The sequence below is a fragment of the Gilvimarinus japonicus genome (assembly GCF_042847215.1).
GTDB classification, from domain to species: Bacteria; Pseudomonadota; Gammaproteobacteria; order Pseudomonadales; family Cellvibrionaceae; genus Gilvimarinus; species Gilvimarinus japonicus.
Genome location: NZ_AP031500.1, coordinates 2869172 through 2882055 on the forward strand (window position 1 = coordinate 2869172; position 12884 = coordinate 2882055).

Below are 12884 nucleotides of genomic sequence, written 5' to 3' on the forward strand. Positions count from 1 at the left end.
CTAATTTTTGGGGGCGTTTGCCGAGAATACAAGGGTAATTTTTAACAGGACGAGAAATAGATCCCCCGTGAAAGGGACTGATAGTTACTAGGCAGGGCGTTGCAAGTAAAGCGCGACACGGCAAGAGAGCTGACGGGAAAAGAAAAATGGTCGGAACGGCGGGATTCGAACCCACGACCACTACACCCCCAGTGTAGTGCGCTACCAGGCTGCGCTACGTTCCGACGGTCAAAACAAGCCGATAGGCTTACTTCGAGAGCTGGGCATAATACCGGATTTTTTTAAGAATGCAACAGACAATACCATTGCCGTACCGGTGACCCACAACCGCACGTATGTTTCGGCGGCTGTAAGTAATTGTTTGATTTACTTGGTGTTTAAGACGTCTAGCAGTTGCTCAAGCTCGGAGATCATCTGATTGACCAACTGGCTAAAGTGGCTGGCATCTTGCTGCGCGGTCTCGCCACTCATTTGCTGGCGGGCACCGCCAATGGTAAACCCCTGATCGTACAGTAAAGCGCGAATCTGGCGGATGGTGAGCACATCGGTCCGCTGATAATAGCGGCGATTACCACGGCGTTTAACCGGCTTAAGCTGTGGGAATTCCTGCTCCCAGTAGCGCAGCACGTGTGGCTTTACGGCACACAGCTCGCTGACTTCACCAATAGTGAAGTAACGCTTACCGGGTATAACCGGCAACTCGTCGTTATGGCTTGGTTCCAGCATAGGTCTCTACTCGTGCCTTCAGTTTCTGTCCCGGCCTGAAGGTAACCACCCGGCGAGCACTGATGGGAATCTCCTCGCCGGTTTTGGGGTTGCGCCCTGGACGCTGACTTTTATCGCGCAAATCGAAGTTGCCAAACCCCGACAATTTAACCTGCTCATTGGCCTCAAGTGAGCCGCGTATTTCTTCAAAAAACAGCTCAACCAGCTCCTTGGCCTCACGCTTATTGAGACCAAGTTCTTCGTAGAGTTTTTCTGCCAAATCCGCTTTTGTCAGCGCGCCGTTGGGCATAGGTTGTTGCCTATCTCAGGGTTGCACCATGTTGGTTTTGCAGATGATCAACCACCTGCCCGATAAATCCATTGATTTCATCATCGGTAAGAGTGCGTGAAGGATGCTGAAAGGTCAAGCCCAAAGCGACACTTTTTCTATGCGGATCAATGCCTTTGCCCACATACAAGTCAAAGACCTTTAAGTCTGAGAGGTACTCGCCCGCCGTTTCGCGGACGCCGTTTAGCAAGTGATCAACCGGCAACTCCCGGTCTACCAGCAACGCTAAATCACGCCGGTTGGCCGGGAAGCGCGACAGCGGCGTAAAGCTTGGCACCTGAGCATTAAGCAGAGGTTTTAGCACCAACTCAAACACAAACACGCCCGCGGGGATGTCTAGCTCTTGCTGTAGCGCTGGGTGGATAGCGCCCACATAGCCAACAACCTCTCTAGCACAAACGACTTCGGCGCACTGCCCAGGGTGTAAAGCCGGATGACGGCCAGCGCGAAAACTAAAACGTGCGGCATCGCCCGTTTGCGCCAGCAAAGATTCAACGTCACCCTTAGCATCAAAGAAATCAACATTGCGTGTTTCATTGTTCCAGTTTTCGGCCGCCAGTGGCCCATACACCAAACCGGCAAGGGTCGGCTGCTGATCGACGCCATTAGCACCCGGAATAAAGCGCTGACCGCTTTCGAATAAACGCAAGCGGCTCTGCTGGCGATTCAGGTTATGGCGCAAAGTCGCCACCAAGCCCGGCAGCAAGGTGGTTCGCATCACCGCCATGTCGGCACTGATGGGGTTTTTCAAGGCAATGGGGGTAACGTCAGGATCAAAGCGGGCGTTATCGCTTGGGTCGACAAAACTGTAGGTAACTACCTCTTGGTAGTCACGACTAATCAAGTGGCGGCGTAATTGCGCCAGCGGTAAGCGCGACTCGGTGTGCGCCTTAATCGCCATTGGCGAATCGGGAACGCGGGTGGGCAAGCGGTTATAACCGTAAATCCGCGCCAGCTCTTCGAGCAAGTCGGCCTCGATGTCGATATCAAAGCGCCAGCTGGGCACTCGCACCTGCCAACCAGCATCGGTGCGCTCGGCAATCTCTAACCCTAAGCGAGACAGAATATCTTCGACGGTCTCCGCATCCATATCAATATGCAAGCCACTGGCAATACGCTCTTGGCGCAAAGTGACCACTTGCTCGCTAGGCAGCTCTGCAGCCACCTCTTCGACTATTGGGCCGGCATCGCCACCGACAATAGCCAACAACAGTTCAGTGGCCCGCTCAATTGCGTCGCGCTGTAACTGGTAGTCTACGCCGCGTTCAAAACGGTGAGAAGAGTCTGTATGCAAGCCATAATTACGCGCCCGACCGGCAATGGCCAGCGGATTAAAGAATGCGCTCTCAAGCAGAATATCTTGGGTGGCGGCGGTAACTGAGCTGTCAAGCCCACCCATAATGCCTGCCATTGCCAGCGGCGCCCGGTCGTCAGCGATCACCAACGTGTCGGACTGAAGGGTTATTGCTTGTTCATCGAGCAGTGTGAGCGTTTCACCGTCGTGAGCGTGACGCACGGTAATACCACCGTTGATTTTTGCCAAATCAAACGCGTGCATGGGCTGCCCCAACTCAAGCAATACGTAATTGGTAACATCCACCACAGCATCAATCGAGCGCACACCCGAGCGGCGCAGCTTTTCTTGCAGCCATGCAGGGCTGGGCGCACCAACATTTACACGACGAATCACTCGGCCCAGATAACGGCTACAAGACTCAGGTGCCTGCAAGGTAACCGACCGAGTATCGGCAATAGCCTCTGCCACCGGTTTTACCGCCACAGCGCTAACCGCTTGCCGGTTAATCACACCTAGTTCGCGCGCCAGCCCGCGAACACTCAAGCAGTCGCCACGGTTAGGGGTAATGTCCACCTCAATCAACGTGTCGTTAAGGTTTAAGTAATCGCGCAGATCTTGCCCGACCGGCGCGTCGGAGGCCAACTCCCACAGGCCGGAGTCGTCATCGCCCGCTTCAAGTTCAGTCTGGCCGCACAACATGCCAAAGGATTCGACACCGCGCAGCTTGGCTTTTTTGATTTTAAAATCACCCGGTAATTGCGCACCCACAGTGGCAAAAGGCGCTTTTAAACCGACGCGCGCATTGGGCGCACCGCACACTACCTGAATGTCACCGCCGTCTGGGTGGCCTGCAACCTGACAAACTCTCAGTTTATCGGCATCGGGGTGTTGCTCTATGGCGACAATCTCACCCACAACAACACCGCTAAACGCACCGGCTACCGGTTCGGTAGCATCTACCTCGATGCCGGCCATGGTGAGTTGCTCGACGAGTGTTTCGACACTCACCTCGGGGTTAATCCACTCGCGCAACCAGGATTCACTTACTTTCATAGTTCAATCTCTTTCGGCCTGTGGGGCCTGTCTATTTTATTTCGGGCATGACTTAAGCGGCGTATCGATGGATTAAAACTGCTGCAAAAACTTTACGTCGTTTTCAAAAAACAGACGCAAATCGTTTACGCCGTAGCGCAACATCGCCATTCGTTCGACGCCGATACCAAACGCAAAGCCCGAGTACACCTCTGGATCAATTCCCGAGGCTTTAAAGACATTGGGGTGCACCATGCCGCAGCCCATAATCTCAATCCAACCGGTGTGCTTGCACACCCGGCAGCCATCGCCGTGACACTGAGTACAACCTATGTCCACCTCGGCCGAAGGTTCGGTAAACGGGAAGTAGGACGGGCGAAAACGCACGGGGGCATCCACCTCAAAAAAGGCTTTTAAAAACTGATCCACCGTACCTTTTAGGTCGGCAAAGCTGATATTTTTGTCCACCACCAAACCTTCCACCTGGTGGAACATGGGTGTGTGGGTTAAATCCGAGTCGCAGCGATATACCCGACCCGGGCAAATAATCCGAATCGGCGGCTCGTCGGTTTCCATCACCCGCACTTGCACAGGAGAAGTATGAGTGCGCAGCACATAGCTACCACCGCTGGTGGCAAAAGGCTTTTCATCGACGTAAAAAGTGTCGTGCATGGCGCGCGCGGGGTGATGTGCGGGGATATTCAGCGCCTCAAAATTGTGGTGATCGTCTTCGATCTCGGGCCCTTCGGCCACCTCGTAGCCCACTTGGGCAAAGATCTCGGCAATACGATCGAGGGTGCGGGTCACTGGGTGCAAACCACCAAGGCCGTTAGCCCGGCCGGGCAGCGTGACATCAATGGTCTCATCAGCGAGCTTGGCTTCAATCGCCGCCCGCTCAAACTGAGCTTTAACCGCATTAATACGATCTTGTACCTGCTGCTTGGCCTCGTTGATCAAGGCGCCGGCTTTGGGGCGCTCATCAGCAGAGAGCTTGCCCAACATTTTAGCCTGAGCACTGATGCTGCCTTTTTTGCCCAGATACTCGACGCGGACTTTGTCCAGCGCCGCCAGATCTTCAGCGTTATCGACTAATTTGAGCGCTTGTTCAGTCAGCGCAGCGAGATTTTCCATCGCAAATTCCAGTATTTAGCGTGTGAACCGCCGTGTGCAGGCACAGCGAACATCAAATAGCGCAGATAAAAAAGGGGAGGCCCATAACAGCCCTCCCCTTTAGCACTTGGCAGCTCAGGCTATAACGGCCCGAGCCTGCAAGCGGTACTTAAGCAGCCAGAGCTGATTTAGCCTGAGCCACTACCGCAGCAAAAGCTGCTTTGTCGTAAACCGCCAGATCAGCCAGTACACGACGGTCCAGAGCGATGCTGGCTTTCTTCAAACCGGCAATTAGCTGGCTGTAAGTCATGCCTTCAGCGCGAGACTGAGCGTTGATACGAGTGATCCACAAAGCGCGGAAGTTACGCTTATTAACGCGACGGTCGCGATAAGCGTACTGACCTGCTTTGATAACGGCTTGCTTGGCAACACGGAAAACTCGTGAACGAGCACCGTAGTAGCCTTTTGCTGCTTTTAAAACTTTCTTGTGACGACGACGCGCCTCTACACCACGTTTAACACGGGCCATAATAAACTCCTAATTATCCGAAATTAAACCAATTACTTGGCGCGAAGCATACGATCAATTGCTGGGGCATCTACCGCATTGATAATGCTGGTGCCACGCAGTTGACGCTTGCGCTTAGTGGTCATTTTGGTAAGGATGTGGCTCTTGTTTGCGTGTTTGTGCTTGTAACCGGCCGCAGTCTTTTTAAAGCGCTTGGCGGCGCCACTGTGTACTTTAGCTTTTGTTGCCATGAGATAAACTCCGCATTTGCAATAACATTAATATTTAGTCACTAAGGCAGCTAAAAGCCCAGCCACTATCTCTTTCTCGGGGCCATGACCATAATCAGTTGGCGACCTTCCATTTTAGGCCGTTGTTCCACTGTTGCCAGTTCCTCAAGGTCTTTCTCGATGCGTAGCATCACGTCCATCCCGAGTTCCTGGTGAGCCATTTCACGACCGCGGTACCGAAGCGATACCTTGGCCTTGTCCCCGTTTTCAAGGAAACGTATCAGGTTGCGTAGTTTGACCTGATAATCTCCATCTTCCGTCCCTGGACGAAACTTCATTTCTTTAATCTGCTGCTGCTTTTGTTTCTTCTTGGCAGCTGCTTTGGTCTTTTTAATCTCAAACAGGTGCTTGCCATAGTCCATGATTTTACAAACTATTGGCGTACTATCAGCCGCTATCTCGACCAGATCCAATGACGCATCTTGGGCGATTTTTAAGGCCTCATCCAGTGGGACAATCCCCACTTGCTCTCCGTCGGCACCAATTAAGCGAACCTCGCTCGCCTCAATTTGGTCGTTAATACGGGCTTTCTTGGATTTGCCTTTAGCGTTATCTCGTTTGATAGTGTCTTTCTCCTATTTGATTAATCTTGCGAGTCGGATGCTGCCACGCGACTACGATTCGCGATATCGGCGCTCAGGTGTTCACTGAAGGCTTCCAGACTCATTGCGCCCAAATCTTGACCGTCACGGGTACGGACGGCGACTTGGTTGGATTCGACCTCTTTGTCACCGATGACCAAGAGATACGGAACCCGCTGTATTGTGTGCTCGCGGATTTTAAAGCCGATTTTCTCGTTTCTCAAGTCCGAAAGTGCCCTAAAGCCATTATTTGCGAGGGTTTTTTCGACTTTTTGCACATAATCGGCCTGATTGTCCGTAATATTGGCAATCATCACCTGGACCGGCGCCAACCAAGTGGGAAACGCGCCCTCGTAGTTTTCGATCAAAATACCGATAAAACGCTCGAACGAACCGAGAATAGCACGGTGCAACATAACCGGCACCTGACGCGAACCATCTTCGGCCACATATTGGGCATCAAGCCGGCCCGGCATCGAGAAATCCACCTGAATCGTGCCGCACTGCCACACCCGGTCGAGGCAGTCTTTTAATGAAAATTCGATCTTGGGACCATAAAAGGCGCCCTCGCCCGGCAGCAGCTTGTACTCCAGCCCTTTGGCGTCCAGTGCATCGGCCAGCGCTTGCTCGGCACGATCCCAATCTTCATCACTGCCCACACGCTGCTCTGGGCGAGTCGAGAGGCGAATAATCACCTCATTAAAACCAAAGTCGGCGTAAACTTGATACAACAAGTCAGTAAAGGCTGCCACTTCGTCCTGAATCGCCGCTTCGGTACAAAAAATATGCGCGTCGTCCTGAGTAAAACCACGCACCCGCATAATACCGTGTAGCGAGCCGGAGGCCTCGTTGCGGTGGCACGAGCCAAACTCGGCAAGGCGCAGCGGCAAATCGCGGTAACTGCGCAACCCCTGATTAAACACCTGCACATGACAGGGGCAGTTCATGGGCTTAACCGCAAATTCACGATCTTCCGACTTGAGCATAAACATGTCGTCGCCAAATTTATCGGCGTGACCGGATTTTTTCCACAGGCTCAGATCCACCACCTGGGGGGTTTTGATTTCCTGGTAACCATTATCGCGCTGCACCTTGCGCATGTACTCTTCGATCGCGGTGTACACCGACCAGCCTTTAGGGTGCCAAAACACCATACCCGGTGCTTCTTCTTGCATATGGAACAAATCAAACTTTTTCGCCAACTTGCGGTGGTCGCGCTTTTCCGCCTCTTCTAGGCGGTGCAAATAAGCTTTTAGCTCTTTTTTGTCGTTCCAGGCGGTGCCGTACACACGCTGTAGCTGAGTGTTGCTGGCATCACCGCGCCAGTAAGCGCCCGACACGCGCATCAATTTAAAATGACGCATCACACGGGTGTTGGGCACGTGAGGACCGCGGCACATATCCACATATTCCTCGTGGTGGTACAAGCCCACCGCCTGCTCGCCGGCCGCAATCAGGCCGTCAATCAACTCGACTTTGTAGCTCTCGTTGCGCTCGTCAAACACTTTTCGGGCATCGGCAATCGGCGTCATTTTCTTAATGACGTCGTAATCGGTTTTAATCAGATCTTTAATACGTTTCTCAATCGCCGTCAGATCCTCTGGCGTCAAGGTGCGCTCGTACTCGATATCGTAATAAAAGCCGTTGTCGATCACCGGCCCAATGGCCATTTTGGCCTCGGGGTACAGCTGCTTAATCGCATGCCCCACCAAGTGAGCAAATGAGTGACGAATGACCTCAAGGCCCTCGTCATCGCGTCCGGTGATTAAGCTAATAGCGGCGTCGTGATCAATGACTTCACAGGCATCGACCAGCTCGCCATCAATACGGCCGCACACGGTGGCTTTGGCCAAGCCGGGGCCAATATCTTCAGCAACCTGCAACAGGGTAACGGGCTGGTCGAATTCGCGAGTAGAACCATCGGGAAGCGTGATAACTGGCATGTTATATCCTTTCTCAGTGGTGACCCCTACCAAAGGCCACTTGTTGCTATTGCGGGGCTCGGCAAAGCCCATCTAAATTCGGGCCGGCAGTATATAAAACCCGCCGCCAATACGCCACCGCCGCTGTAACATTCGCTCGGCTCACGCGTCATTAACCGTAACGCATGCATTGTTAATCAGAGACAGGACGGACACATGGCCGCACGTGAACTATTTTTGCACACCACAAACTCGTTTAACGGTGCCCTTGCGCGCACGGACGTAATCGCAGGGCTTGCCCTGCGGCTGTATTTAGCACCTGTATTTTGGATGGCAGGCACCAGCAAATTAAACCATTTTGGCGATACAGTCGCATGGTTTGGCAATGACGATTGGGGACTGGGCTTGCCTGCGCCGGCCGCTTTGGCCGCGCTGGCCACGGCCGCCGAGCTGATCGGCGCTCTATTACTTACGTTAGGTCTCGCCACTCGCGCTATCGCTATTCCTTTAATTGTGACCATGCTAGTGGCCATTTTTGCAGTGCATATCGATCACGGCTGGCAGGCCATTGCCGATCAGAGCGCTCCTTTTGCCAACGCCCGGGTCGATGAGGCCGCCGCCAAACTGGCGCGCGCCACCAGCATTTTACAAGAGCACGGCAAATACGACTGGCTCACCTCCAGCGGTAAATTTGTGGTGCTCAACAATGGTATCGAGTTTGCCGCCACCTACTTGGTCATGCTTTTGGCGCTCGTCGCTTACGGCCCCGGCCGCTACCTAAGCATCGACTACTGGATTAAGCGCCGGCTATCGCCTGCGAGCGCTCCAGAGCACACCACACCACAGCGCTAGATTCCGAGGCACATTGCCGTGTTATATTACGCAATCACCGACCTAAATGGCGCCCTACAGCAGCACTGGGGCTGGGCCATCACCGCGCGCGACACCCCAGCTCGCAGCGCAGTGACCCTCGATAAAAAGGAAAAATTGCGTCTTTTGAGTGCCATAAATACAGCTACCATCAATCCCTCCACCCCGGATGAGCAACTGGTCACGGCCGCCCAGCAGGGCAGTGAGGCGGCGCTAGTCGAGCTAATCAACCGCTACCAGACACTGCTGCTAGCGGTGGCACGAGCCCTTGTGGGTCATGCCCACGCCGAGGACACCGTCCAAGAGGCCTGGATCTCCATACACCGTTCACTGACTACCTTTGAAGGTCGCTCAAGCTTTAAAACCTGGGCCGCGCGTATCGTTAGCAACGAGGCCAAAACGCGGCTGCGGCGTGAATCGCGGCTGGTAGCGCTGGATGACTCGGAGCTTGAGCGCCCCACCCTTGACGACAACTGCTTCAAAGCCAATGGCCACTGGGCCAGTAAACCCTCGCGCTGGCACAGCGAAACGCCCGATTCGCTGCTGGAGGAGCAGCAGCTAAAGCGCTGTATTGATAAAACCTTAACGCTACTGCCCGATCGACAAAAAGCGGCTTTTTTATTGCGCGATTTAGAGCAGCGCCCATTGGACGAGATCGCCGACTTGCTCGCCATCAGCAATGCCAATGTCCGGGTATTGCTGCACCGCGCACGCCTAACACTGCTGCAGGTGGTTGATCACTATCAGGAGACTGGCCAATGTTAAGCTGCCGTGACGTCGCCAAACGAGCCAGTGATTACCTCGATGAACGAGATTCCCCCAAGGGCCAGCCAAGCTTACAAATTCGGCTGCACTTGATGCTCTGTAGCAATTGCCGCCGATTCGTGCGCCACATGCACAGCGCCCGTCAACTGGCGGCCCTTGTGCAGAGGGGCCGAGAGCGCTCCGAGCAAGGCGATGAGGTTTTATCGCATATAAAACGTCAAGATGCCGCTCCGCCGCCACCTTAGCCGCCGCCTCAGCCCAGTGACTGGGCTGAGAGAACAAATGATGCTATGTTGCTGTCTATATTTATGTTTCTGCCCCTCTCACTGCATCTGAGCGGTGAGTTATCGGTCAGTTTTTATCCGTTATAGAGAATACCGAGAGCGTTATATGCTGGAAATGTTGTGTAAGTCTCACCGCTTGAAAGCTGGTGCACTGTGTCTAGGCCTTGGCATCAGCCTGTTAACGGCCCTGCCCCTTGCGGCGGCCGACCTCGAACCGCTCAAAATTACCGATCAGCAACGTAAAACCACGGCCGAGATCGTCAGCTCCCTGCATAAACATCACTATCGAGATCAAAATATCGATGATGCACTGTCTGAGAAGTTCTTAAAGAACTACCTCGACACGCTCGACCCGAGTCGCAGCTACTTCTTAAAAGCGGACATCGAAGAGTTTTACAAGCATCAAGACAAGTTCGACGACGACTTTCAAAAAGGCGAGCTTAAAACCAGCTTTGTGATTTTTGACCGCTACCGCGAGCGCATTAGCGCCCGCCTGGAAAAAACACTCAAGCAGCTTGAAGACGATGAACTCAAGTACGACTTTACCGAAAACGACACCCTGAATGTCGACCGCGAAAAGGCACCCTGGCCCGCCACCGCCGCCGAGGCCGATGAGTTGTGGCGTAAACGCACCAAAGCTGACTTACTTAACTTAGTGTTAGCCGACAAAACCATTGATGAAGCCCGCGAGGTGCTGACCAAGCGCTACAAAAATCAACTGCGCCGGATGAGCCAGCAAACTGGTGAGGACGCGTTTAGCGCAGTCATCAATGCATTCACCATGCTCTACGATCCGCACACCAACTACTTATCGCCGCGCACACTGGAGAATTTCAACATCAATATGTCCCTTTCTCTAGAGGGCATTGGTGCCATGCTGCAAAGCGAAGATGAGTACACCAAAGTGGTACGACTGATTCCCGCTGGCCCCGCCGACAAACAAGGGCAGCTAAAACCCGCCGACCGCATCGTTGCCGTAGGACAAGACAAAGAGGGCGAGCTGGTTGACGTAGTCGGCTGGCGCCTAGATGAAGTGGTCGATCTCATTCGCGGCAAAAAAGACAGCGTGGTACGGCTTGAAGTTCTGCCCAGCAAAGCCGCTGCCGGGGCCGCCACCCACGTGATCAACATTAAGCGCGACAAAGTTAAACTCGAAGAGCAGGCGGCGCAAAAAGCTGTATTCGAACTCTCTGACGCAGAGGAAAACAGCTACAAGCTAGGTGTTATCGACATCCCGACTTTTTACATGGATTTTGAGGCGTACCGCAAACGCGACCCCAATTACAAAAGTACCACCCGTGATGTATTTAACCTACTCAGTGAATTAGCGGCCGAGAACGTAGACGGTATTATTATCGATTTACGCAACAACGGCGGCGGCTCACTGCACGAGGCCACATCCTTAACGGATCTTTTTATCGACCAAGGGCCCGTGGTGCAAATCCGCCAGACCAATCAGCTGATTTCACGCAACTACCGCTCGCACTCGAAGGCGGTGTTTCGTGGTCCCATCGTGATTTTAATTAACCGCTTGAGTGCATCGGCCTCAGAGATTTTTGCCGGTGCTATTCAGGACTACGGCCGCGGCATTATTGTCGGCAGCCAAAGCTTTGGCAAAGGCTCTGTGCAATCGCTACAACCGCTGCAATCGGGCCAGTTAAAAATCACCGAATCAAAATTTTATCGAGTCTCCGGTGGCAGCACGCAACACAAAGGGGTCGTCCCTGACATCACCCTGCCAGATATGATTGACCCTGAAGATGTAGGCGAAAGCAGCTACGACTACGCCCTGCCGTGGGATCAAATTCACGAGGTGAAACACGACCATTACTTTGACCTTGCGGCCCTGCTGCCAGCGATACAAAAAAGTCACGACGAGCGCATAAAAACCGACCCTGACTTTATCTTTTTGAGCAAACAGCAAGCGCTGATTGATAAGAACAGTGACCGCACTGAGATCTCGCTCAACGAGAAAACTCGGCGGACAGAAAAAACAGACTACGAGCAACAACTGCTAAGCATCGAGAATGAGCGGCGCAAGACCCGCGGCTTAGAGCCGTACAAAACCTACGCCGACATCAGCGAAGACGACATAAAAGAAGGTGATGACCCGGACAAAGAAGCCGAGGCAGAAGCCGCAGCGGCAGAGCCGAAAAAAATTGACCCGGCAAAAGACCCACTGCTTACTGAAGCCGGCTATATTTTGTTGGATTTTATTCGCGGCACCAACAATGCCGACGACGTGAAAGACGACACCAAAGTCGCTAACTTTTAAGCACCTTACCAACCAGCAACCTGTGGCGGCTCTATGCCGCCGCAGTGCTTTTTAACCCCTACCAATACAGTTAATCGTTATGAAAGCTATCTCGTTTAATATCAACAGTATTCGCTCGCGCCCGCATCAACTTCAGGCGATCATCGACGTTTACAACCCTGACTTTATCGGGCTGCAAGAAACCAAAGTCCACGACGAACAGTTCCCCCAAGAAATGATCGAGGACATGGGCTATCACGTCGCTTTTCACGGCCAAAAGTCACATTACGGTGTCGCTCTAATGTCTCGCCATCCGTTTATCGACACCGTTAAGGGGTTTCCCGGCGACACCGACGAGTCACAGCGACGCTTTATCGGCGGGCGCTTCGAGGTGCCAGGCATTGGCCAGGTACAGGTATATAACGGGTATTTCCCCCAAGGAGAAAGCCGCGACCACCCGCTAAAATTTCCGGCCAAAGAAAAATATTACGCTGATTTAACCAAACTCATGCAAGATCACCACAGCCCCAGCGATGCCATTATTGTGATGGGGGACGTGAATGTGTCGTATCAGGATATAGACATTGGAATCGGTGAGGATAACCGCAAGCGCTGGTTGCGCACCGGCAAATGCAGCTTTTTACCCGAAGAGCGCGAGTGGCTTAGCACTTTAATGGACTGGGGCTTGCTAGATACCTATCGCCAGCTTCACCCCGAGGCCGACGACTTGTATAGCTGGTTTGATTACCGCTCGCGGGGCTTTGAGCGCGAGCCCAAGCGAGGCCTTAGAATCGATCAGATTCTTGCCACCAAACCGCTTGTCGAGCGCTGCACTGGCGCCGGTATTGATTACCAGCTAAGGGCGATGGAAAAACCCTCGGATCACTGCCCTATTTGGGCCGAGTTTACATAAGCCC

Annotated in this window: 12 protein-coding genes and 1 tRNA gene; 4 read left to right on the top strand and 9 right to left on the bottom strand. The window is 53.3% G+C overall.

Translation table 11 applies throughout. The features are described from left to right. Window positions 1–147: 147 nt before the first annotated feature. From ACGHAD_RS12195 to thrS, 9 genes are all read right to left on the bottom strand, one after another. Window positions 148–224: transfer RNA gene (locus ACGHAD_RS12195), tRNA-Pro, on the bottom strand. 142 nt (window positions 225–366) lie between these two features. Then, window positions 367–726, bottom strand: coding sequence for a MerR family transcriptional regulator (locus tag ACGHAD_RS12200; RefSeq protein WP_339617167.1), 360 nt, complete (start codon window positions 724–726; stop codon window positions 367–369). Then, window positions 707–1015, bottom strand: coding sequence for an integration host factor subunit alpha (ihfA, locus tag ACGHAD_RS12205; RefSeq protein ID WP_339617168.1), 309 nt, complete (start codon window positions 1013–1015; stop codon window positions 707–709). The genes ACGHAD_RS12200 and ihfA overlap by 20 nt, the downstream gene beginning before the upstream one ends. 10 nt (window positions 1016–1025) lie before the next feature. Next, entirely contained in the window at window positions 1026–3404 is a 2379-nt protein-coding gene (gene pheT, locus ACGHAD_RS12210; RefSeq protein ID WP_382418552.1) for a phenylalanine--tRNA ligase subunit beta, read from the bottom strand. Between the two features lie 72 nt (window positions 3405–3476). Beyond that, complete coding sequence (gene pheS, locus ACGHAD_RS12215) at window positions 3477–4514, bottom strand: phenylalanine--tRNA ligase subunit alpha (protein WP_382418550.1); 1038 nt, start codon at window positions 4512–4514, stop codon at window positions 3477–3479. A 148-nt stretch (window positions 4515–4662) separates the two neighbouring features. After that, on the bottom strand, window positions 4663–5022 hold the full coding sequence (gene rplT / locus ACGHAD_RS12220; protein WP_339617171.1) for a 50S ribosomal protein L20: 360 nt from the start codon (window positions 5020–5022) through the stop codon (window positions 4663–4665). Window positions 5023–5054: 32 nt separating this feature from the next. Next, window positions 5055–5252 carry a 50S ribosomal protein L35 gene (gene rpmI, locus ACGHAD_RS12225; protein WP_339617172.1) on the bottom strand — a complete coding sequence of 66 codons (198 nt, stop codon included), beginning with the start codon at window positions 5250–5252 and terminating at the stop codon, window positions 5055–5057. Window positions 5253–5317: 65 nt separating this feature from the next. Further along, window positions 5318–5854, bottom strand: coding sequence for a translation initiation factor IF-3 (gene infC, locus ACGHAD_RS12230; protein WP_339617320.1), 537 nt, complete (start codon window positions 5852–5854; stop codon window positions 5318–5320). A gap of 20 nt (window positions 5855–5874) precedes the next feature. After that, a complete protein-coding gene (gene thrS / locus ACGHAD_RS12235) occupies window positions 5875–7815 on the bottom strand; it encodes a threonine--tRNA ligase (protein ID WP_339617173.1) in 1941 nt (646 codons plus the stop codon). 195 nt (window positions 7816–8010) lie between these two features. Here thrS and ACGHAD_RS12240 point away from each other — a divergent pair, with 195 nt between their 5' ends. The 4 genes from ACGHAD_RS12240 (at window position 8011) to xthA (ending at window position 12880) form a co-directional block, all read left to right on the top strand. Beyond that, window positions 8011–8646, top strand: coding sequence for a DoxX family protein (locus ACGHAD_RS12240; RefSeq protein ID WP_382418547.1), 636 nt, complete (start codon window positions 8011–8013; stop codon window positions 8644–8646). Window positions 8647–8664: 18 nt separating this feature from the next. After that, window positions 8665–9429, top strand: a complete 765-nt coding sequence (locus ACGHAD_RS12245; RefSeq protein WP_382418545.1) for an RNA polymerase sigma factor — start codon at window positions 8665–8667, stop codon at window positions 9427–9429. Between the two features lie 399 nt (window positions 9430–9828). After that, window positions 9829–11988 carry a carboxy terminal-processing peptidase gene (locus ACGHAD_RS12250; protein WP_382418617.1) on the top strand — a complete coding sequence of 720 codons (2160 nt, stop codon included), beginning with the start codon at window positions 9829–9831 and terminating at the stop codon, window positions 11986–11988. 79 nt (window positions 11989–12067) lie between these two features. Further along, window positions 12068–12880, top strand: a complete 813-nt coding sequence (xthA, locus tag ACGHAD_RS12255; RefSeq protein WP_382418543.1) for an exodeoxyribonuclease III — start codon at window positions 12068–12070, stop codon at window positions 12878–12880. The last annotated feature ends 4 nt before the right edge of the window (window positions 12881–12884 follow it).